Source organism: Kribbella flavida DSM 17836 (genome assembly GCF_000024345.1).
Taxonomy (GTDB): domain Bacteria; phylum Actinomycetota; class Actinomycetes; order Propionibacteriales; family Kribbellaceae; genus Kribbella; species Kribbella flavida.
Genome location: NC_013729.1, coordinates 6,696,768 through 6,718,021 on the forward strand (window position 1 = coordinate 6,696,768; position 21,254 = coordinate 6,718,021).

The 21,254-nt window shown below is 70.5% G+C and carries 19 protein-coding genes; 10 read left to right on the forward strand and 9 right to left on the reverse strand.

Annotated elements, in window-relative coordinates:
- Nucleotides 1-22: 22 nt before the first annotated feature.
- Nucleotides 23-856 (reverse strand): hypothetical protein, encoded by an 834-nt coding sequence (locus KFLA_RS38035; RefSeq protein ID WP_012923816.1) that lies wholly within the window; start codon nt 854-856, stop codon nt 23-25.
- Nucleotides 857-1,136: 280 nt separating this feature from the next.
- On the opposite strand from KFLA_RS38035, the gene KFLA_RS31095 reads away from it, so the two are divergent.
- The 3 genes from KFLA_RS31095 to KFLA_RS31105 all read left to right on the forward strand — a co-directional run bounded on the left by KFLA_RS31095 (nt 1,137) and on the right by KFLA_RS31105 (nt 7,510).
- Complete coding sequence (locus KFLA_RS31095) at nt 1,137-3,083, forward strand: 2-oxoacid:acceptor oxidoreductase subunit alpha (RefSeq protein ID WP_012923817.1); 1,947 nt, start codon at nt 1,137-1,139, stop codon at nt 3,081-3,083.
- A gap of 94 nt (nt 3,084-3,177) precedes the next feature.
- Nucleotides 3,178-4,257, forward strand: coding sequence for a 2-oxoacid:ferredoxin oxidoreductase subunit beta (locus KFLA_RS31100; protein WP_012923818.1), 1,080 nt, complete (start codon nt 3,178-3,180; stop codon nt 4,255-4,257).
- A 142-nt stretch (nt 4,258-4,399) separates the two neighbouring features.
- Nucleotides 4,400-7,510 carry an AfsR/SARP family transcriptional regulator gene (locus tag KFLA_RS31105; protein ID WP_012923819.1) on the forward strand — a complete coding sequence of 1,037 codons (3,111 nt, stop codon included), beginning with the start codon at nt 4,400-4,402 and terminating at the stop codon, nt 7,508-7,510.
- Here the strand turns inward: KFLA_RS31105 and KFLA_RS31110 are convergent.
- The 6 genes from KFLA_RS31110 to KFLA_RS31135 form a co-directional block, all read right to left on the reverse strand.
- Nucleotides 7,507-7,713, reverse strand: a complete 207-nt coding sequence (locus KFLA_RS31110; protein WP_012923820.1) for a helix-hairpin-helix domain-containing protein — start codon at nt 7,711-7,713, stop codon at nt 7,507-7,509. The genes KFLA_RS31105 and KFLA_RS31110 overlap by 4 nt on opposite strands.
- Nucleotides 7,714-7,740: 27 nt before the next feature.
- Nucleotides 7,741-8,121 carry a type II toxin-antitoxin system VapC family toxin gene (locus tag KFLA_RS31115; protein WP_012923821.1) on the reverse strand — a complete coding sequence of 127 codons (381 nt, stop codon included), beginning with the start codon at nt 8,119-8,121 and terminating at the stop codon, nt 7,741-7,743.
- On the reverse strand, nt 8,118-8,375 hold the full coding sequence (locus tag KFLA_RS31120) for a type II toxin-antitoxin system Phd/YefM family antitoxin (protein ID WP_012923822.1): 258 nt from the start codon (nt 8,373-8,375) through the stop codon (nt 8,118-8,120). Before KFLA_RS31120 ends, KFLA_RS31115 begins: the two co-directional genes overlap by 4 nt.
- Before the next feature lie 33 nt (nt 8,376-8,408).
- Nucleotides 8,409-9,659 (reverse strand): DUF445 domain-containing protein, encoded by a 1,251-nt coding sequence (locus tag KFLA_RS31125; protein ID WP_012923823.1) that lies wholly within the window; start codon nt 9,657-9,659, stop codon nt 8,409-8,411.
- Between the two features lie 105 nt (nt 9,660-9,764).
- Nucleotides 9,765-10,973, reverse strand: coding sequence for an MFS transporter (locus KFLA_RS31130; protein WP_237706637.1), 1,209 nt, complete (start codon nt 10,971-10,973; stop codon nt 9,765-9,767).
- Between the two features lie 148 nt (nt 10,974-11,121).
- Nucleotides 11,122-11,631, reverse strand: coding sequence for a MarR family winged helix-turn-helix transcriptional regulator (locus tag KFLA_RS31135; protein ID WP_012923825.1), 510 nt, complete (start codon nt 11,629-11,631; stop codon nt 11,122-11,124).
- Between the two features lie 127 nt (nt 11,632-11,758).
- Between KFLA_RS31135 and KFLA_RS31140 the strand changes: the two genes are divergently transcribed.
- From KFLA_RS31140 to KFLA_RS31150, 3 genes are all read left to right on the forward strand, one after another.
- Nucleotides 11,759-12,184 (forward strand): Rid family hydrolase, encoded by a 426-nt coding sequence (locus KFLA_RS31140; protein WP_012923826.1) that lies wholly within the window; start codon nt 11,759-11,761, stop codon nt 12,182-12,184.
- Nucleotides 12,185-12,409: 225 nt separating this feature from the next.
- Nucleotides 12,410-13,561: an alpha-hydroxy-acid oxidizing protein gene (locus KFLA_RS31145; RefSeq protein ID WP_012923827.1), complete on the forward strand. Its 1,152-nt coding sequence runs from the start codon at nt 12,410-12,412 to the stop codon at nt 13,559-13,561.
- On the forward strand, nt 13,558-14,211 hold the full coding sequence (locus KFLA_RS31150; RefSeq protein ID WP_012923828.1) for an HAD family hydrolase: 654 nt from the start codon (nt 13,558-13,560) through the stop codon (nt 14,209-14,211). The genes KFLA_RS31145 and KFLA_RS31150 overlap by 4 nt, the downstream gene beginning before the upstream one ends.
- A 21-nt stretch (nt 14,212-14,232) precedes the next feature.
- Here KFLA_RS31150 and KFLA_RS31155 read toward each other — a convergent pair whose 3' ends face one another.
- Nucleotides 14,233-15,000, reverse strand: a complete 768-nt coding sequence (locus tag KFLA_RS31155; protein ID WP_012923829.1) for a D-Ala-D-Ala carboxypeptidase family metallohydrolase — start codon at nt 14,998-15,000, stop codon at nt 14,233-14,235.
- 142 nt (nt 15,001-15,142) lie between these two features.
- Between KFLA_RS31155 and KFLA_RS31160 the strand changes: the two genes are divergently transcribed.
- Complete coding sequence (locus KFLA_RS31160; RefSeq protein WP_012923830.1) at nt 15,143-15,760, forward strand: SigE family RNA polymerase sigma factor; 618 nt, start codon at nt 15,143-15,145, stop codon at nt 15,758-15,760.
- The gene (locus KFLA_RS31165; RefSeq protein ID WP_012923831.1) at nt 15,757-17,169 is read left to right on the forward strand and encodes a hypothetical protein; all 1,413 of its coding nucleotides are present in this window, start codon (nt 15,757-15,759) and stop codon (nt 17,167-17,169) included. The genes KFLA_RS31160 and KFLA_RS31165 overlap by 4 nt, the downstream gene beginning before the upstream one ends.
- An 8-nt stretch (nt 17,170-17,177) precedes the next feature.
- Here the strand turns inward: KFLA_RS31165 and KFLA_RS31170 are convergent, their stop codons facing one another.
- Nucleotides 17,178-17,957 (reverse strand): sugar phosphate isomerase/epimerase family protein, encoded by a 780-nt coding sequence (locus KFLA_RS31170; protein WP_012923832.1) that lies wholly within the window; start codon nt 17,955-17,957, stop codon nt 17,178-17,180.
- Nucleotides 17,958-18,049: 92 nt separating this feature from the next.
- On the opposite strand from KFLA_RS31170, the gene rarD reads away from it, so the two are divergent.
- Nucleotides 18,050-18,958, forward strand: a complete 909-nt coding sequence (rarD, locus tag KFLA_RS31175; protein WP_012923833.1) for an EamA family transporter RarD — start codon at nt 18,050-18,052, stop codon at nt 18,956-18,958.
- A gap of 136 nt (nt 18,959-19,094) precedes the next feature.
- On the forward strand, nt 19,095-21,164 hold the full coding sequence (locus KFLA_RS31180; RefSeq protein ID WP_012923834.1) for a PhoX family protein: 2,070 nt from the start codon (nt 19,095-19,097) through the stop codon (nt 21,162-21,164).
- Nucleotides 21,165-21,254: the final 90 nt, after the last annotated feature.

Consider the following 21,254-nt stretch of genomic DNA (forward strand, 5'->3'; position numbering starts at 1 on the left):
TCACTGTAAGCCAGCCGGGCGCTCAGTTGGTGCAGAGCAGCATGGCGTCGAGTGCGACCTGCGGGCCGTAACCGGACCTCAGGTCGGCGACCTGAACCCGGAGCCGGTTGACGCCGGGGATCTGGCGGTTCAGCCAGGTCTCGCTCTCCTGCGGCTGGTCGACGCTGCCGAGCACGGTCGCGCCGTTCAGCAGGGAGGTCCGGACGGTGCCGTCGGTGAGGTTGCCGAGCCAGTTCTTGACCCAGGAGCAGCCGGCCGAGTTCACGTCGCCCCAGACCACGCCGCCCTTGTCGGCGAGCAATTCGGCCTCGGCCCGGCGCGGGCTCTCGGCCGGCGGGACGACGGTGAAGGCCGGGTGGCCCGTGCCGCCGGAGGCCAGCAGCGGCTTCTTGAAGATGCCCCGCCAGACGTAGTGCGAGTACCCCGCGGGCGCCGACGCGGCCGCGGCGTACGGGGCCTGCGGGCCGATCGCGAGCCGGTAGGTGCGGACCGAGCCGGGCTGGTTCGACGAGATCGTGACGGCTGTGCCGGACGGGGTGCCGTGGCCGATCTCCTGCCAGCCCTTCGTGGCGTCCCAGCGCTGCAGAGCGACCCGCGAGCCGGCGGCCGGAGCCGGGGTCAGCGTGCCGCTCACGGTCAGCGTGCCTTTGGTGTAGTCGGTGGTCCGGAGACTGGTGATCTTGACCGTCCGGACCGGGGCCGCCTGCGCCGCCTGGGCGGTCTTCGCCGTCTCGGTGGCGATCAGGGCACTCTGCGCCGGTGCGATCGCGCCGGCGCAGCCGGCGACCAGCAGCACCGCCAGCGTCGTACCGGTGGAAACAGCCAGGGTCAGACCGCGGAAGGGACGCATGCCCATGGTGGAACTCCCTCGAGACCGGACGGATGGCCCGGGTGGATCACAAGTTGATGAAGACACCCTGCCGGGGATGACTGCGGAAGGCAAGCGAGCGACTGCTTTACGTCACACTGGTGGGTTTCGGTACCACCTGTCCCAGGCTGTGGACCATCGGGGCTCGCGGCTGGTTCTGTACTAAGGGCGAACTAACATTGAGGTATCGCCCTGACTTGGGGGGATCGGCCTTTCTTCGACCCCGGAGGACCGCCGGCCCAAGCTCGACTTGGAGATGACAGAACAGATGGCCATCGAGGTCAAGCAGCTCGACCGCGTGGTGATCCGCTTCGCCGGCGACTCCGGCGACGGGATGCAGCTCACGGGGGACCGGTTCACAGCGGAAACGGCGTCGTTCGGCAACGACCTGTCGACCCTGCCCAACTTCCCGGCCGAGATCCGGGCACCAGCCGGCACCCTGCCGGGGGTCTCGTCCTTCCAGCTCCACTTCGCCGACCACGACATCCTGACGCCGGGTGACGCGCCCGACGTGCTGATCGCGATGAACCCGGCGGCGCTCAAGGCGAACCTGCCGGACGTGCCGCGCGGCGCGACGCTGATCGTCGACACCGCCGACTTCACCGCCCGCAACCTGAAGCGGATCGGCTACGACGCGAACCCGCTGGAGACCGGCGAGCTGGAGGCGTACCACGTCGTCGGTCTGAACCTGACCGGCATGACGGTCGAGTCGGTCAAGGAGTTCGGGCTGTCCCGCAAGGACGCCTCCCGCGCCAAGAACATGTACGCGCTGGGCCTGGTCTCCTGGCTGTTCCAGCGGCCGATCGAGTCGACGATCGAGTTCCTGGAGACCAAGTTCGCCGGCAAGCCGGACATCCGCGACGCCAACATCGCCGCGTTCCGGGCCGGCTACAACTTCGGTGAAACCGCCGAGGAGTTCGCCGTCCGGTACGAGGTGAAGCCGGCCCAGATGGCGGTCGGCACCTACCGCAACATCTCCGGCAACCTCGCGCTGGCGTACGGCCTGGTGGCGGGCGCCCGGCGGGCCGGCCTGCCGCTGGTCCTCGGCGCGTACCCGATCACCCCGGCCTCCGACGTGCTGCACGAGCTGTCGAAGCTGAAGCGGTTCGACGTCACCACGATCCAGGCCGAGGACGAGATCGCCGGCGTCGGCGCGGCGCTGGGCGCGTCGTTCGCGGGCGCGCTCGGCGTGACCACCTCGTCCGGTCCGGGCATCAGCCTGAAGTCCGAGACGATCGGCCTCGGCGTGATGCTGGAGCTGCCGCTGGTGGTCTGCGACATCCAGCGCGCCGGGCCGTCGACCGGGATGCCGACCAAGACCGAGCAGGCCGACCTGCTGCAGGTGATGTTCGGCCGCAACGGCGAGGCGCCGCTGCCGGTGCTCGCGGCCCAGTCCCCCGCGGACTGCTTCGCGATCGCGATCGAGGCGACCCGGATCGCGGTCACCTACCGGACCCCGGTGATCGTGCTGTCCGACGGCTACCTGGCCAACGGCTCCGAGCCGTGGCGGATCCCGGTGATCGAGGACCTGGTCACGATCGACCCGAACTTCACCACCGCGCCGAACGCGACCAACGACAAGGGCGAGCCGGTCTACCTGCCCTACCTGCGCGACCCGGAAACCCTGGCGCGCGCCTGGGCGGTGCCCGGCACGGCCGGACTGGACCACCGCATCGGCGGGCTGGAGAAGGAGGACAAGACCGGCAACATCTCCTACGACCCGGCCAACCACGACCTGATGATCCGGACCCGGCAGGCCAAGGTCGACGGCATCGCGCGCAGCATCGACCCGATCGTCGTGGACGACCCGGACGGTGACGCGAAGGTGCTGGTGCTCGGCTGGGGTTCGACGTACGGGCCGATCGGCGCCGGTGTGCGCCGGGTCCGCAAGGTCGGCGGCAAGGTCGCGCAGGCGCACCTGCGGCACCTCAACCCGTTCCCGGCGAACCTGGGCGAGGTGCTCAAGGCGTACGACAAGGTGCTGGTCCCGGAGATGAACCTCGGCCAGCTGGCGATGCTGCTGCGGGCCAAGTACCTGGTCGACGTCGTCTCGTACGCGCAGGTCCGCGGCATGCCGCTGGGCGCCGCGGAGCTGGCCGAGGTGATCGGCAACCTGGTCGAGCAGACCGAGGGCATCGACGACGACGCCCGGCACCTGGGCGAGGCCGCCGCCAACCTCAAGCACGGCGAACAACTGGAGCAGACAGCACAGTGAGCACGATGAGCACGGTCGACCTGACGCTGCCGGTAGTGGAACGAACCGAGCGAACCGAGGGCACAATGAAGCAGTTCTCTTCGGAGGGAGCAAGATGAGTACGGTCGACCTCGGCCTGCCGAGCCTGCCGGGCGGTCTACGGGGCGTCCCGGCCGCGACGGAGCCGCAGAGCCGCAAGGACTACGTGTCGGACCAGGAGGTCCGCTGGTGCCCCGGCTGCGGGGACTACGCCGTACTGGCCGCGTTCCAGGGGTTCCTGCCCGAGCTCGGGATCAAGCGCGAGAACGTCGCGATGGTGTCCGGGATCGGCTGCTCCTCGCGGTTCCCGTACTACCTGTCGACGTACGGCATGCACTCGATCCACGGCCGCGCGCCGGCGATCGCGACCGGCCTGGCGGTGGCCCGGCCGGACCTGAGCGTCTGGGTGGTCACCGGTGACGGCGACGCGCTGTCGATCGGTGGCAACCACCTGATCCACACGCTGCGGCGCAACGTGAACCTGAAGATCCTGCTGTTCAACAACCGGATCTACGGCCTGACCAAGGGCCAGTACTCGCCGACCTCGGAGCCGGGCAAGGTGACGAAGTCGACGCCGATGGGCTCGGTGGACAACCCGTTCAACCCGGTCTCCCTGGCGCTCGGCGCGGAGGCGACGTTCGTGGCGCGCACGGTCGACTCCGACCGCAAGCACCTGACCTCGGTGCTGCGGGCCGCCGCCGAGCACCGCGGTACGGCGTTCGTGGAGATCTACCAGAACTGCCCGATCTTCAACGACAACGCCTTCGACGCGTTCAAGAACCCCGAGACCCGCGACGACGCGATCATCCCGCTGGTGCACGGGGAACCGATCCGTTTCGGCACCGACGGCCGGCTCGGCGTCGTCCGGGACGGCTTCGCCTCGCTCGCGGTGAAGGAGATCGCCGACCTGCCGAACGGCGAGGCCGACCTGGTCGTGCACGACGCGCACACCGACGACCCGGCGTACGCCTTCGCGCTGTCCCGCCTGACCGACGGCGGCGTGCTGCACCAGGCCCCGATCGGCGTCTTCCGCGCCGTCGACCGCCCGGCGTACGACGACCTGGTCCGCCAGCAGGTGCAGACCGCGCAGGAGACCCAGGGCCACGGCGACCTGCAGGCCCTGGTCAACGGCTCGGACACCTGGACCGTCGCCTGAGGACCCCACCGCTCCGCCTGCGGTAGTCGCGACCTGGAAGCCGGCGGCTGCGGCCTGGACGCCGTGCCCCTAGAGTGGGTTCTTCCCTTCTCGGGGCCGGCGCTGAGCCGGCGGCACGCAGGCGAGGTGGCTGGGGGTTCTCGTGACAGGCGAGCTGCGTTTCCAGGTCCTCCGGTCGCCGCTGGTCACCGTCGACGGCGCGGAAGTCGTCCTGGCGGCGAAACCGCGGGTGCTGCTCCTCGGCCTGCTGCTGCGAGCCGGTACGCCGGTGCCGGTCAGCCGGCTCGCGGAGATCCTGTGGGGTGAGCGGTTGCCGCGGCACGTCCGTGCCTCGGTGCAGACTCTCGTGTCCCGGCTCCGATCGGCGCTCGGCGACCACGGCGAGGTGGTTCGAAGCTCCGACCGCGGCTACCTGGTCGCCCTGGCCGATGACCAACTCGACCTGCTCCGGTACCAGCGGCTGCTGGCCTCGGCCGGCGCGAGCGGTGACGAGCAGCACGAGGCGGAGCTGCTGCAGGCGGCCCTCGGTCTCTGGGACGACGACGCGCTGACCGGCTTCGACTCCGACGTGTTGGAGCGGGAGGAGGTGGCCGGTCTCCGGGAGAGCCGGCTGACCGCCCTGGAACGGCGGATCGCCCTCGACCTCGGCCTGGGGCGGCACGTCGAGATCGTGCCCGAGCTTCGATCGCTGACCGCGAAGTACCCGATGCGGGAACGGCTGTGGACGTACCTGGTGCTCGCACTGTCGCGCAGCGGGCGGCAGTCCGACGCGCTGGCAGCGTACCGGGAGGTGGATCGGCTGCTTGCGGACCAGCTGGGGATCCGGCCGGGGCGTGAGCTTCAGGACGCGCATCAGGCCGTGCTGCTGGGTGAGTCGGAAGCTGCCGGCGGCACCGAGCTACCGGCCTCGGCGAACTGGCAGGTGTGCAACCAGTTGCCGATGGCACCTTCGCATTTCAGTGGCCGTGAGGACGAGGCGAAAGAGCTGCAGGCCGTCATCACCGGCGCCGACGGCGACATCCCGGTGGCGGTGGTGTCCGGTGTACCGGGAGTGGGCAAGTCGGCCTTGGCCATCCGGGTCGCCCACCAGGCGGCGCCGCTGTTCCCGGACGGTCAGTGGTACGTGCCGCTGGGCGGTGCGGGTCGCGAGCCGCGGAAGCCGGGGCCGGTGCTGGCCGATCTGCTGACCGCCGGCGGGATCGGTCCGCACGAGGTGCCGCAGGGCTTGGACGCCCGGGCCGCGCTGCTGCGGGCCCGGCTGGCGCGCCGCCGGGTCCTGATCGTGCTGGACGACGCGGCCGATCCGGACCAGGTCCGACCGCTGCTGCCGGGGACGAAGTCGTCCGCCGTGATCGTAACGAGCCGTCGGCGGCTGAGTGGTTTGACGGCGCTGCTCGGTGCCCGTGGACGTCATCTGAACCAGCTGACCGCCCAGGAGTCGGCGACTCTGCTCACCGGGCTCGTCGGGCCCGGCCGACTTCACCCGGCCGAGGTGGACGAGCTCACCGAGCTCTGCGGCCATCTGCCGCTGGCGCTGCGGATCACCGCTGCCCGTCTGCTGGTGGAGACGGACGTGTCCCGGCATCTGCACGACCTGCGGCAGGGCAGCAGGCTGGACGGACTGGTTCTGGACGACGATCCGAACATCGCCGTACGGGCTGCGTTCGGCGTCTCCTTCCGCAGTCTCGGGTCGTCGGCGGCACGACTCTTCAACCTGCTCGGGCTCGTCGCCGGCCCGGACTTCACGGTCGACGTGGCAGCCGCTCTGCTCGCCACCAAGGACGCGACGGCCGCCGAGGTGCTCCAGCAGCTGGCCGAGGCTTCGCTCGTCGACGAGTACCGCCCCGGCCGGTACGTGATGCACGATCTGCTCCGGAGCTACGCCGAGGAACAGGTCGCGGCGCTCCCCAGCGGTGAGTCGGCGCGGCTTCGCTTGCTGCACCACTACCTCGACAACCTGGTGGCTGCAGTCGCGGTGATAGCACCCAGGGCGGCCTTCCTGCCGGTCCAGCGCCCAACACCCCCGGTACGGCGTACTGTCGGCGAGGCGCTTGCCTGGCTGGACGCCGAACGGGCCAACCTGGTCGCGGCGGCCGCGGACGCCTCGCGGTACGGGCCGTACGAGCTCGGCTGGCAACTGGCGGACCGGCTGATGGGGTACTTCAGCGGACGAGGCCACGCCGGGGACTGGCGGACGGCGGCCGAGGCCGGGCTGCGGGCCGCCGATGCGGCCGGGCACACCCAAGCGCTCGGGGCGATGCACCGGTCCCTGGCGATGATGTTCTCCGGCACCGGCGACCTGCGGTCGTCCCGGGAGACCGCGCTGCTCGCGCTGGAGGAGTACCGGCGAGCCGGTGACCTGGTCGGCGAGTACCGCACGGTGAACCATCTCGGCATCGTCGAAGCCACCCTGTCGTCCGGCTCTGTTGCCCTCGGCTACTTCCAACACGCGGCCGAGCTGGCCACGCGGGCCGGCGACCTGCGGTACGCGGCGACCACCAGGCTCAACGTGGCCGCGATGTTGCGGCAGACCGGACGGCTGGACGAGGCCCTGCCGGCGGTGCGCGAAGCCATGCGGTTGTTCGAGCAGGTGGGACCTCTCCCCGGCCAGTACGTCCTGCACGCCGCCGCCCACATCCACCAGGAACGCGGCGAGCTGGACGAGGCCCTGGCCCTCCAGCAGGAGGAGGTCGCCGCCCTACGCCGTCACGAGCTACGGCAGGCGCTGGGCGAGTCGCTCGACCGGCTGGCCGCGATCCACCGCGACCGCGGCGAGTACGAGCAGGCCCGGGAGATCGCCCAAGAGGCCGTCGACACCGCGGTCGACGTAAACGACCAGCTGGTCGAGTGTCACGCCCGGGCCACCCTCGGCGACACGCTGCAGGGAGCGGGGTGCCCGCAGGCCGCGATCACGCAGTACGACGTCGCGGGGTCGATCGCCGAACGTATCGGCTCGGCCGAGATCGAGGTCCGGGCGCTTCTGGGCCACGCCACCGCAAGGCTGAGCCTGACCGATGTCGAAACGGCGCTGCCCCTGGCGGAAGCCGCCGCTGCCCGCGCCGCCGAGCTGGACCTGCCTGTCCTGCGTGGCCGGGTCCTCAGCGCACTGGCCGAAGTGCGGAGGGCAGCGCAGCTCACCGACGCGGCCGAGGAAGCAGCCCGGGAAGCCGTCGCCTTGCTGGAACCGTCCGGAGCGCTTCTCCACCTGGCCCATGCCCGCCGGATCGTGGAGTCCGTCCGCGCCGGCCGCTAGGACCTGAAGCGCAGCCCCCGGGCGGTCAGCTCCTCGTCGAGGATCCTGATCGCCTTGGGGCCGATCCCGTGGATCTTCAGCAGCTCCTCGGCGCTGACCCGGGTCAGCGCCTGGTACGTCGTGTACCCGTTCAGGGCAAGCTCCCGGTTCGCCACCTTGCCGATCCGGCGGGTGAACTCGGTCCGCGGAATCTCGAGCGTCATACCGGCGTCCTCACCAGGTACGGGTGATCAGACGGCGACGACCCGAAGATGGTCGTCGAGCCCCAGGAAATCCTTGGGGTTGCAGGTGTAGAGCACAGCCTCGTGGGTGACGGCCGTGGCCGCGATCAGCAGGTCGAAGGACCGGCCTCCGGGCTGCCGTCCGGCGGCGACGACGGCCGCGGCCAGGGCGCCGTACGTCCGGGCGACAGCGGCAGTGACTGGAAGCGCCTCGAAGGCACGCTCGATCGCGGCCACTCGCCGCAGCCGCTCAGCCCGAAGCTGCGGGGTCTTCGCCACCAGAACACCGAAGTGCAGTTCGGCCAGGCTGATCGCACTGATCGCCAGCTCGGCGTCGACCGGTTCCGCAAGGCCGCCGATGAGGACACTGGTGTCCAACACCGCCCTCACGTGTCCTCCACCGCCGTCCAGGGATCGCGCAGTTCGTCGTCGACGAGCTCGCGGTCGGCGGCCCACTCGTCATCGGACCGGACCCGAAGGACGTCCGCGACCTCGTCGTACCGACGCCAGTGGTCTCGCTCAGCCGGTCCGAGCACGGCGGCCGGCCGGCCGGAGACGGTGATCACCAGATGTTCCCCGGCTTCCGCCCGGCGGACCAGGTCACTCGCGTTCTGCCGCAGCTCGCGCAGTCCCAAGGCGTCCACAGCTCGCAATGTAGCACATGTGCTATGACCTGGTCAGAGGAATTCGCTAACGGTGTGGATGACCAGGCCGACCAGGGCGCCGACGACGGTGCCGTTGATGCGGATGAACTGGAGGTCGCGGCCGACGTGCAGCTCGATCCGGGCGGAGGCCTCGCGGCCGTCCCAGCGTTCGATGGTGTCGGAGATGACCGAGACGATCTCGCTGCCGTAGGTGCGGACGACGTAGCCGACCGCCTCGGCCGCGCGGGTGTCGACCCTGGCCCGGAGGGCGTCGTCGGTCTGCAGGCGTTTGCCGAGGTCCTGGATCGCCTGGACCGAGCGGGTCTGCAAGGTGCTCGACGGGTCCGCGATCGCGTCGATGAGGGCGGTCCGGACGGCGTCCCAGACGGCGGTGAGGCTGGGGGCGAGGTCGGGGTGCTCGAGCATCCGGCGCTTGAACGCCTCGAAGCGTTCCATCATCGCCGGGTCGTGCTGCAGGTCCGCGGCGAACTGGCCGAGCAGCCGGTCGACGGCCTGCCGGGCGGCGTGGTCCTGGTTGTCGCGGACGTCGGCCAGCCAGGTCAGCGCCTCGCGGTGGATGCGGTCGATGACGAGCGAGTCGACCCAGCGCGGCGACCAGCGCGGCGCCCGCGGCCCGACCACGTCGGCGAGGGTGTCGCGGTTGTCCCGCAGCCAGGCGTACGCCTCGTCCACGACCAGGTCGAACAACGCGTGGTGCGCGCCGTCGTCGACGACCGACTCCAGGAAGTGCCCGGCGATCGGGCTCAACGGCTCCTGCGCGAACCGCGGCAGCAGCGAACTGCGGACGAAGGCGGTGACGTCGGCGTCCCCGAGCTTCGGCAGCACGACGCCGACCGTGCGAGCGCCTTCGGCGACGATCCGCTCGGCGTGGTTGCCGCCGGCCAGCCACTCCCCGGCCCGGCGGCTCACCTGCGCGGACGTCATCTTCTCAGCGACCACGGACTCGGCCAGAAAGTTCTCGGTGACGAACTGCTCCAGGCTCTCGGCCAGGCTGTTCTTCCGGGTCGGCACGATCGCGGTGTGCGGGATCGGCAGCCCGAGCGGGTGCCGGAACAGCGCGGTGACCGCGAACCAGTCGGCCAGCGCACCCACCATCGCCGCCTCGGACGCCGCGTTCACGTACCCCCAGGCGCCGTCGCGGTGCAGAGTCAGCACGTAGACGATCGCCGCGAGCACGAGCAGCGAGAGTGCGACCGCCCGCATCTGCCGCAGCCCCCGCCGCCGCACCAGGTCGGGCCCGCTCAAGGTCATCGTCGTCGCCATGCCCCTATCCAACCAAGGACACGGTGACGACCGGGTCAGGAAACCGCCGGGTCTCCCCCTGACGCTTCCGCCGTACGCCGTACCGCCGCGCCCCTCGAGCCGGTACTACGAGGCCGCGCCGGCGACCTTGGCCGGCCGGCGGTCCATCGCGCCGGAGACGATCGCCAGCGCGAGACCCGCGACGGCGAGGACCGCGCCGACCCGGCTCGGCCACTCGTACCCGTAGCCCGCCGAGAGCACGACGCTGCCGAGCCAGGCGCCGAGCGCGTTGGCGACGTTGAGCGTCGAGTGGTTCAGCGACGCGGCCAGCGACTGGCCCTCGTGCGCGACGTCCATCAGCCGGGTCTGCAGCGCGGGGATCAGGATGCTGGCCGAGAAGCCCATCGCGAACACCCCGAGCAGCGCGCCCGGCTTGCTCTGCGCGAGCCACCCGAACGTGCCGAGCACGATCGTCACCGCGACCAGGCCGCCGTACAGGCTGGGCATCAGGGCGCGGTCGGCGAGCCGGCCGCCGACCAGGGTGCCGCCGGTCATACCCACGCCGTACACGGCCAGCACGATCGTGACGGCGCCTTCGCTGAAGCCGGCCAGCTCGGTCATCGTCGGCGTGATGAAGGTGTAGGTGGCGAACATGCCGCCGAAGCCGACCATGCCGACCAGCAACGCCATCCAGACCTGCGGCCGGGCCAGCGCGCTCAGCTCGCTGCGCACGTTCACCTCGCTGCCGACCGGCTGCGGCGCGACCCAGAACCAGACCGCGACCAGGGTCAGCGTCCCCAGCACACCGACCAGCAGGAACGGCATCTGCCAGCCGAACCGTTGCCCGAGCAGCGTGGACGCGGGCACGCCGACGATGTTGGCGATCGGCAGGCCGACCATGATCATCGAGACCGCCCAGGCCCGCCGGTTCGCTGCCACCAGCGAGGCGCCGACCACCGCGCCGATGCCGAAGAACGCGCCGTGCGGCAGGCCGGTGAGGAACCGCGCGGCCATCAGCAGCTCATAGTTGCCGGCGACGGCGGAGAGCAGGTTGCCGAGCACGAACACGGCCATCAGCCCGAGCAGCAACCGCTTCCGCCCGGTCCGCGCACCGAGCGCGGCGATCAGCGGCGCCCCGACCACCACCCCGACCGCGTACGCCGAGATGACGTGCCCGGCGGTCGGGATCGAGATGTCCACCCCGTCGGCGATCTGCGGCAGCAGACCCATCGTGACGAACTCGGTCGTCCCGATCGCGAACCCACCGGTCGCCAGCGCCAGCAGAGCCAGCCCGACGTGACGGGAGCGGGTGTCAGGAGTCACCGAAGTTGTCACGCCTGATTGTCGCATCGGGGTTGGTGGGGCCGAAACTGTGCTGGAGACGGCACGTCGCCCCACGCGGCCTGCTTCGTCGCACGTTGGCCGGCAACAGGCCCGGCATCTCGGTGCCCGCTCACCTCGGGTCGCCGCGGGGGAACGACTGTCAGCCGATGTCGTCGGGGACGATGTGGAGTCTCTGCGCGATGCGGGCGAGGTTCTTCTGGTCGGTGGCGGTGAGCGAGTCGAGGACGATGCGGCGTACGGAGCGCAGGTGGGTGGGTGCCGCCAGGTGCACCATGTCGAAGCCGGCGTTGGTGAGTGCGGCGAGGGTGTACCGGCCGTCGGCCGGGTCGGGTGACCGTACGACCCAGCCGCGCTGCTCGCAGCGTTTGACGACGTTGGACAGACGGGAGAGCGATCCGCTGGCGAGGAATGCCAGCTCTCCCATCCGCAGCTTGCGCTGCGGCGCCTCGGAGAGGTGGCTGAGCACGAGGTACTCGAACAGGGTGAGTCCATGCTCCTGCCGCAGCGGCGACTCGAGCTTGCCGGGGAGCAGCAGGACGAGGGAGATCAGCCCCGTCCAGGCCGCCTTTTCCTGCTCATCGAGCCAGCGCACGTCCTCACCACCCTCGCCCTTCCCGGTACCGCTGCTGGACTCACCCGTGCTGCTCATGAATGTTTTCCGCCCTCCGACGACGCCGCTATCACTTTGAGCTTGAAGTCATCACCTGCTAGCCTCACTTTACGCGTGAACTCATAGCCGAGCGAACGTGACACCCGCGACAGGAAGAAGAGGCATCATGAGCACCGTCACCTTCGGCATCACTCCGGGCTTCGGCCAGAAGCTGCACGACGCCCTCGGCTACAGCGGCGCCGTCCGCGTCGGCGACCGGGTCGAGATCTCCGGCCAGGCCGGGGTGGATGACGATCTGGTCATCCCCGACTCGCTGGAGGACGAGATCGTCCGGGCTTTCGACAACGTCGAGCGCACGCTCGCCACGGTCGGCGCGACCTGGAAGGACGTCATCCACGTCAACTCCTACCACAAGGTCGCCCCGGGAGACGACGTCATCGGCGACGACCACAACACGGTCATGGCCGAGCAGTTCCGCCGGCGCCTCGGCGGCCGCGCGCCGATCTGGACCGAGACCGGCGTCACCGTCTTCGGCCTCGCCACCATGCGCGTGGAGATCCGTGTCACCGCCATCGTCGGCTCCGGAAACTGAACCATCACCTTCCACGACCACACTGCTGTCACCGCGGACCGGCGCGTTCACCGACCAGTACGAGCACGTCGGCCCGCTGATCGCAGTGCACGCCGCCGTCGCTCATGGCCGGCGCAGAACGAGGACGACCTCAAGCTCGCGATGGCGGGTCGCGACCTGATCCCTCACCCCCTCCACACCCCCCGACTCGGTCCCCCGACCACCGATCCGTGAAAACATCCCGCCATGGCGAACTTCGGTGACCACCAGCTTGCGATCTACGTGCAGGGGATGTTCCAGGACACCCGCCCGGAGATCACCACCGACCTGTCCCGGCTGGAGTCGCAGGCCGCCGCGAATCTGTCCGCGGAAGCGATGGGCTACATCGTGCCGAGTGCCGGCAGCGGCGCGACGGCGCGGGCCAATCTGGCCGCGTTCGAGCGCTGGCGGCTGGTGCCGCGGATGCTGCGCGGGTCGACCGAGCGGGACCTGTCCTGCACCGTGCTCGGGACGAAGATGCCGGCGCCGGTGGTGATCGCGCCGATCGGTGTGCAGACGCTCGCGCATCCCGACGGTGAGCTGGCGACCGCCCGGGCCGCGGACGCGCTCGGGCTCACCTACACGCACAGCACGCAGGCCAGCCATGCGTTCGAGCAGATCGAGGCCGCGAGCAAGTGGTTCCAGCTGTACTGGCCGACCGACCGCGACGTCTGCCTGAGCTTTCTCGAACGCGCCAGGGCCAACGGGTACGCCGTGCTCGTGGTGACGCTGGACACCGGCACCATCGGGTGGCGTCCGGCCGACCTGGACCGCGGGTTCCTGCCGTTCCTCAAGGGTGACGGGCTGGCGAACTACTTCACCGATCCGGCGTTCCGGGCCAAGCTGGCCAAGCCGGTCGCCGAGGATCCGGCGGCCGCGGTGATGCACTGGGCGCAGATGTTCCCGAACGTCGGGCTGGGCTGGGACGAGCTGTCCTTCCTGCGCGACAACTGGGACGGCCCGATCGTGCTGAAGGGCATCACCTCGGTCGACGACGCGAAGCTGGCCGCGGAACACGGCGTCGACGGTCTGGTGGTCTCGAACCACGGCGGCCGTCAGGTGGACGGCGCGATCGCGGCGCTGGACGCGTTGCCGGCGATCGCCGACGCCGTCGGCGAGCAGGTCACCGTGCTCTTCGACTCCGGCGTCCGGACCGGCGCCGACGCCGCCAAGGCACTGGCCCTGGGCGCGAAGGCCGTCCTGCTCGGCCGTCCGTTCCTGTACGGCCTGGCGCTGGCCGGCCAGGCGGGCGTCGAGCACGTCCTGCGCTGCCTGCTGGCCGAGCTCGACCTCACGCTCGCTCTGTCCGGCTACGCCAACCACCGCGAGCTGAACCGCGACTCGGTGGTCCGGGCGTGAAAGCTGTCATCTTCGACCTCGACGACACCCTGTTCGACCACAGCGCGTCGGCCGTCACCGGACTGCGCGCGTGGGTCCCTGAACTGGGTGTGCCGTGGTCGGACGAGCTCATCGCCCACTGGTTCGCCATCGAGCGGATCGCCTACGACGGCTGGCTGAGCGGGCGTACGACGCATCAGGGGCAGCGCCGAGCGCGGCTGCGGGCGTTCCTGCCCTTGCTGGGCCAGCAGGTCCCCGCCGAGGACGCGGAACTGGACGACGTCTTCGCCGGCTACCTTCGCCACTACGAGGCCAGCTGGTCGGCCTTCCCCGACGCCCGGCCGGCGGTGGAAGTTGCTCGCAGCAACGGCTGGCGCGTCGGCGTGCTGACGAACGGGAGCACGGTCCAGCAGAACAAGAAGCTGGCTGCCATCGGCCTGGCGCCGCTGGTGGACGTGGTCGCGACCACCGAGACGCTCGGCTGCAGCAAGCCGGCGCCGGAGGCGTACCTGCTGACCTGCCGGCAGCTCGGGGTGGATCCGGCCGACACGTTGATGATCGGCGACAACCTGGAGCTCGACGTGCTCGGTGCCCGGGCGGCCGGGCTGGCCGCCGAGCACCTGGACCGGGCCGCCGGGGTCACGCTGGCTCAGCTGGTACCGACCAGCTGAGCCGGCGCGTCCGGCGTACGGTCAGATCCCGCAGCTCGGGGCGGCCCAGGAGTTGCTGGTCCGGATGTCGAGGTGCGTGTGGTCGTTGTGACCGGCGTAGCCCGGGCCGAAGATGCCACCGAAGCCGTGGTAGCGGGCCTGCTTGGCCAGCGTGCACAGCGAGTGGACACCGACCAGGTCGGCCGACCGGCCGTACAGGTGCTGGCTGTTGCTGGCGCCGCCGACCGAGCTGTTGCACGAGTAGCTGCGGAAGCCGCTGGTGACGGTCAGCGGCTGGTCGCCGAGGGCGTGCCGCAGCGCCTCCAGCTGCCACATGGTCTGCAGCGCGTTCGCCCGGGTGGCGGCTTCGGACAGCGGGCCGCCGTCGTACCCGGAGCCGCCGCAGCCGTCGTCGAGCTCGGCGTAGGTGAAGTGGATCGGGGTGCAGTCGTCGTCCTGCAGCGCGTAGAGCTTGCTGAAGGTGGCCGAGCCGGCGATGCCGTCGGCGGCCAGGCCGTACGCCTGCTGGAACCGGGTCACCGCGGCCTTGGTGGCCGGCCCGAAGGCGCCGTCGGCCGCGAGGTGGCCGCCGTACCCGGGATAGCCGGCGACGCGGACCTGGAGCTGGCGGACGTCTTCGCCGCTGGCACCCTCGCTGAGCGTGCGGCTCCAGGTGTAGCAGCCGTCGGCGTGGGCCTTGGTGGCGGTGACGACCTGCGTGGTGACCGCCGTACCGGCGACGGCGGCGAACAGGGCCAGGATCGCCAGCACTCTGGGCAGTGGCTTGGACAGGAACGTTCGAACGGACATCGGAGGACCTCCGGGACGCGGTAGGGGCGGATCGCGCTGTCCGGGCCAGTTTCGCGCCACTATCTACCGCTTGACCAGTCCTCACCGGAAACTTTTCGCCCAACAGGCAACCAATCTCACGGGTCGACTGGTCAGCCATCATGTGACCATCGATGAGAGCACGCTCACGCTGCGTGCCGGTGAAACGGGGCGATCGGTGACCGGTGCGGACAGCTTCGACGCGTTTGTGCTCGCGCGGTCCGGCAGACTGCTGCGGACCGCCTACCTGCTCACCCAGGACCACGCGCTGGCAGAGGACCTGCTGCAGACCGCGCTGGCCAAGGTGTGGTTCGCCTGGTCGCGGATCGAGGGTGGCGACCCGGAGCCGTACGTGCGCAAGGTGCTGGTGAACACCTACGCCACCTGGTGGCGCCGCCGGTGGAACGGGGAGCAGCCGACCGAGGACCTGCCCGAGTCCGTAGGACCGGACGGAGCCGGCACGGCTGAGCGCACGGATCTGTGGCGCGCCTTGCAGCAGCTTCCCCGCCGGCAGCGCGCGGTCGTCGTACTGCGCTACTACGAGGACTTGAGCGAGGCCGAGACGGCCCGCATCCTCGGCTGCACGATCGGCACGGTGAAGAGCCAGACCAGCAAGGCCTTCGCCAAGCTCCGGCTCGACCCCAACCTGGTCGAGCCCGGCCCCGCCACCGGCCGCACCACTGTCCGCTCCGCCGATGCCGCCCGCCCCGCCGCTCTCGCCGACGAGGAGACCTCGCGATGAATCTCACCGACCTGCGCGACGAACTCTCCCAGCGTGCCGGCACCGTCGAGACACCCGACCTGCTGCCCGGCGTACGGCGCCGGATCCGCACCACGAGGCGCCGCCGGGTGGCCGGCTCGGTCACCGCCCTCGCCGCGGTAGTTGCCCTGGGCATCGCTCTCGCGCCCGGCCTGACCACGACCGGCCCCGAGCCGGCCGACAGCACCCCGCCCGACTACGTCAAGGACTCGGTGAGGATCAGCGGCACGCTCGGCGCCGACCGGCTGGACAAGGCCTGGGTCGGCAACCTCGGTGAGACCAGAGGCAGCTTCAGCTGGACGCCGACGACCCAGAACATCGCGGTGTACGCCTACTGCGCCGCGCCAGGCACCGCCCGGTACGCCGTCCAGATCGGTGGTCGCAACGCCGCCACCGGTGCGTGCGGCGGAGCCGGGAGCGATCCGTACAACGGCGCCCTGTTCCGCCCGGACTCGCCACTCTGGCTCGACGTACCGCTGAACCAGCCGACCACGGTGACCGTGCAGCTCACCGACGACGACGGCCGCGTGATCGAGGCGAGCAGCGCGCAGCTCGGCGTGGGCCTGTACCGCGCCGCCAAGCGCAACCTGCCCGGCGCGACCCAGGCGACACCGACCCCGGGCCCGGGGGATCGCGAGCAGAACGGACTCCGGTTCCGCGGCACCGTCGGCGGGGACACGCTGCTCGCCGCGGCCGGCGGCAAGCCCGGCGTCAACCAGCTCTCCGGCAGCTTCTCGGCCACCGGCCGACCGATCGCCGTGCACGAGTTCTGCACCGCGAACGACAGCGTCCCGGACTTCCGCTACGACCTGCGCGTGCTCGTCGACGGCGTGACGCGGATCTCGAGTTGCACGGCCTTCTCGACCGATCTCGGCAAGGTCCCCGGTGGCAGCATCGGCGGCGTCGGCACACCCGGCGAGACGGTGGCCGTGACCGTCACACTCGTCGACAAGGCCGGGCGCGAGGTGACCGTACCCGGCGCCCGGATCGGCTTCGCCGTCTACGAGAAGGGCCCGCAACGGGTCTACGACGACGTCGCCGTGGACGAGCGGACGGAGTACCTCGGCACGACGTACGAACTCGCCGAGATCAAGGCCGTCGACGCCGCCGGCACCCGGGAGGTCTCCCTCCGTACGCCGGCCGACACGCCGTTCCTGGTGACCTACGGGAGCTCCGCACTGGGCGGCACCGGAGTCGTGTCCGGCCTGCTCGACGGACTGTCCAGCCAAGCCATGCTCAGCACCGACCACGGCGGGGTCGTCAGCCCCCGGTGGGACATGTCCACCGACGGCCACTGGCCCGGCCCTCGCACGACCCTCACGCTCAAGATCACCCGAGGCAGCCCGACCAAGGGCAAGCTGATCCTCGGGATCTACACCCCCGTGAAGTAGGCAGGCGGTCAGACCCAGGCGTGCAGGTCGGCGGCGTCGGCGGCGAGCTGGGTGACCGAGTCGTCGGCGACGAACTCGAGCAGCGCGTTGATCTCCCGGGGCTCGGCGGCCAGGCGCTGCAGGACCGGGCGCCACAGGGACTCCCGGCCGGACAGCGGGAGGCGGTTGTTCGACGGCCACCAGGAGAACACGTGGACCGTGCTCAGCCAGGGCATCAGCGACTCCAGCTGCGCCAGGCAGGCAGCGTCGTCCAGGTCGACCGGAGGCTGCCAGTACGTCGTGAGGTTGGGCGCGCCGACGTCCAGCAGCAGCGTGATCGTGGAGTCGACCTCGTCGGTCAGCGTGCCGCGGTGGAACTCCATCGCGATCTCCAGGCCCGCCCCGGCCGCCACGTCCGCCAGCTCGGCCAGGCCGCGGGTGACCGCCATCCGGTCGCCGACGCCCGCCTCGGCGGTCCCGACCGTGCCGGCCCAGACCCGGATCCGGGGTGCGCCGAGCTCGGCGGCGGTGGTCACCGCCGTCCGGATCTCCTCGCGGTCGACGCTGCCGGCCCGCAGGTAGGACCCGTACGCCGCGACGGCCAGGCCGTGGTCCTCGCAGAGGGCGCGAGCCTTGCGCGCGGCCGGAAGGTCGCCGAGCGGAACGTGCACGTCACCGCCCCACTCGATCGCCGCCAGCCCCGCCTGTGCCGCGACCTCGACGACCTGCTCGACGCCCAGCTGCCGGAACGTCACCGAGACCAGACCGGTCCTCACACTCACGTACGCCTCCTCGTGCTCACTGTCCATCCAACCCCATCGCACCAGCGCTGCCCCCGGTCCGATCTCACGTCATGAGCAAAAATGTTGGACGTCCCTGACTCCGCGCTTAGACTGCCACCGTGCCGGAACAGCGCAGAGGGTTCATCCAGGGGTTGAGCGCCTATCTGCTGTGGGGCCTCTTCCCGCTGTACTGGCGACTGCTCGACGAGTCCGGCGCGATCGAGCTGCTGGCCCACCGGATCGTCTGGGCGCTGGTCACGATCGCCCTGCTCGTCGTCGTACTGCGTCGCTTCGGTCAGGTCCGGGCACTGCTGGCCGAGCCGCGCCGCCGGTGGCCGCTGATCGCCGGGTCTGTGCTGATCTCGGTCAACTGGGGCGTCTACATCTGGGGCGTCGAGCAGAACCGGGTCGTGGAGACCTCGCTCGGCTACTTCATCACTCCGTTGTTCACCGTGCTGCTCGGTGTCTTCGTGCTCGGCGAGCGGTTGCGCGTCCTGCAGTGGACCGCGTTGGCGATCGCCTTCGTCGCCGTCGTCGGCCTGACGATCGAGGCCGGGCAGCCGCCGTGGATCGCGCTCGCGCTGACCTTGTCGTTCGGCTTCTACGGGCTGGCGAAGAAGAAGGCCGGCGCCGGGGCGCTGGAGGGCATGGCGGTCGAGTCGGCCACGATGGCGCCGGTCGCGCTGATCGCGATCGTGGTGATGGCGCTGCACGGGCAGTCGACGGTGACCGGGCAAGGACCCGGCTACCTGGTCCTGGTGCTGCTGACCGGGCCGATCACCGCCGTACCGCTGCTGCTGTTCGGTGCGGCCGCGACCCGGATCTCGATGACCACGCTGGGCCTGCTGAACTACATCGCGCCGATCATGCAGTTCGCGGTCGGGGTGCTGGTGTTCCACGAGCACATGTCGTCGATGCGCTGGGCCGGGTTCGCGCTGGTCTGGATCGCACTGGTGCTGTTCACCTTGGACGGGTTGACGCGCCGCCGGCGGACGGTCTCGCTCGAGGTCGCTGCTACCGCTGCGTGATCGTTCCACAGCGCTTCGCTACTGAGGTCAACCTAAGCCTTGTGACGTTCACCTGACCTTCACCCCGTTCCCGCTTCGGATCCCTAGCCTCGCGGCGACTGCTGAACCCCTTCACGCGAGAACCGGAGTACCGCGAGTGAGCCCCAAGTTGCTGCCGCTGATCAGCCAGATCGGCACCCGTCACGGGTCCCGGTCGTTCCGCACCTGCGAGCTGAAGTGCGCGAACCAGTGTGACCACCCCGAGCCGAACACCTCCGGCAACGAGCACATCCAGACCGTGCTGCAGACCGCCTTCTCCCGGCGCAACATGCTCAAGGCCGGTGCCGCCGGAGCCGCTGTCGCCGGTGTCGCCACACTGGCCGCGAACGTGCCCGCCGCCGCCGACTTCTCGACCGCCGCGAGCGGCGACCGTGGCAACGGCGCCTTCCCCGGCTTCGGTGGCCCGCAGGGTGAACTGACCCACAGCGTGGTCCCGCCGAACCGCAAGGACGACATCGTCGTGCCCAAGGGCTACGAGCAGGCCGTCATGATCGCCTGGGGCGACCCGGTCGAGTACGGCGCGCCGCGGTTCGACGTGAACCGGCTGACGCCCGAGGCGCAGGCCAAGCAGTTCGGCTACAACAACGACTACACGATGATCGTGCCGCTGCGCGACGAGCGGAAGGCGCTGCTCGTCTGCAACCACGAGTACACCGACGAGAAGCTGATGCTGCCGACCGGCCGGTACGACGCCAAGACGGTGGCGAAGATCGGCATCGCCGCGCACGGTATGTCGGTGGTCCAGATCGAGCGCGTCGGCCGCAGCGGCCAGTGGCGCCGCGACAAGCAGGGCAGCCGCTACAACCGGCGGATCACCGCCGCCACCAAGTTCGAGGTGTCCGGCCCGGCCGCCGCCGACCAGCGCGTCGGAAAGGTTGCCTACGGCACCTTCGGCAACTGCGCCGGCGGCGTCACCCCGTGGGGCACGATCCTGTCCGGCGAGGAGAACTTCAACGGCTACTTCGACGTGACCGGCACGGTGCCGGCGGAGTACGCGACCAGCTACAAGCGGTACGGCGTCCCGACGACGGTGACCAAGTCCTCGCGCCAGTGGAGCATCGTCGACCCGCGCTTCGACCTGAGCAAGAACCCGACCGAGGCGTTCCGCGCCGGCTGGATCGTCGAGGTCGACCCGTACGAGCCGCGGGCGACGCCGCGCAAGCTCACCATGCTCGGCCGGATGAAGCACGAGGGCGCCACCACCACGATCACCGCCGACGGCCGGATCGCGGTCTACCTCGGTGACGACGAGCGCGGCGAGTACGTCTACAAGTTCGTCTCCACCGGCAAGTACGACCCGGACAACCGCAAGCGCAACTTCGGCCTGCTCGACGAGGGCACCCTGTACGTCGCCAAGTTCACCGGCGACGGCGCCGAGGACGGCCTGTACGACGGCACCGGCACCTGGATCCCGCTGACCTCGGACAAGAAGTCGTTCATCGAGGGCATGTCGGTCGCCGACGTGCTGATCGACGTCCGGATCGCCGCCGACAAGGTGGGCGCCACCCGGATGGACCGGCCCGAGGACATCGAGCGCAACCCGGTCAACGGCCGGGTGTACGCCGCGATGACCAACAACTCCAACCGCGGCGGCACGTTCGCGGTCGACGAGGCCAACCCGCTGGCCAAGTCGCACGTGCGGGACACCTTCGGCGGACCGCTGGTGGAGAAGTCCGGCAACCGCAACGGCTACATCCTGGAGCTCACCGAGGAGGGTGACGACGCGGCCAAGACCGGCTTTTTCTGGACGCTGTTCCTGGTCTGCGGCGACCCGGCCGCGCAGGAGACCTACTTCGGCGGCTACGACAAGTCGAAGGTCAGCCCGATCTCCTGCCCCGACAACGTCGCCTTCGACGGATCCGGCAACCTGTGGATCTCCACCGACGGCAACGTGCTCGGCTCCAACGACGGCATCTTCACCGTGCCCGTCGCCGGCCCGAAGCGTGGTCAGGTCAAGCAGTTCCTGTCGGTGCCGTTCGGCGCGGAGGCCTGCGGCCCGCTGATCAGCGAGGACGACAAGACGGCGTTCGTCGCGGTCCAGCACCCGGGTGAGACCGACGACGCGACCTTCGAGAAGCCGGCGTCGACCTGGCCGCACACCGACCGGTTCCCGCGACCGGCGATCTCCTGCGTGTGGCGCAAGGACAACGGGCGCGTCGGCAGCTGACGTCCGAACCGCTGGCCGGCTGGGGAGCGACGGCGTCGTCGCTCCCCAGCCAGGACCTGCACCACTCACCAACCCGCCCCGAGCGCCGCG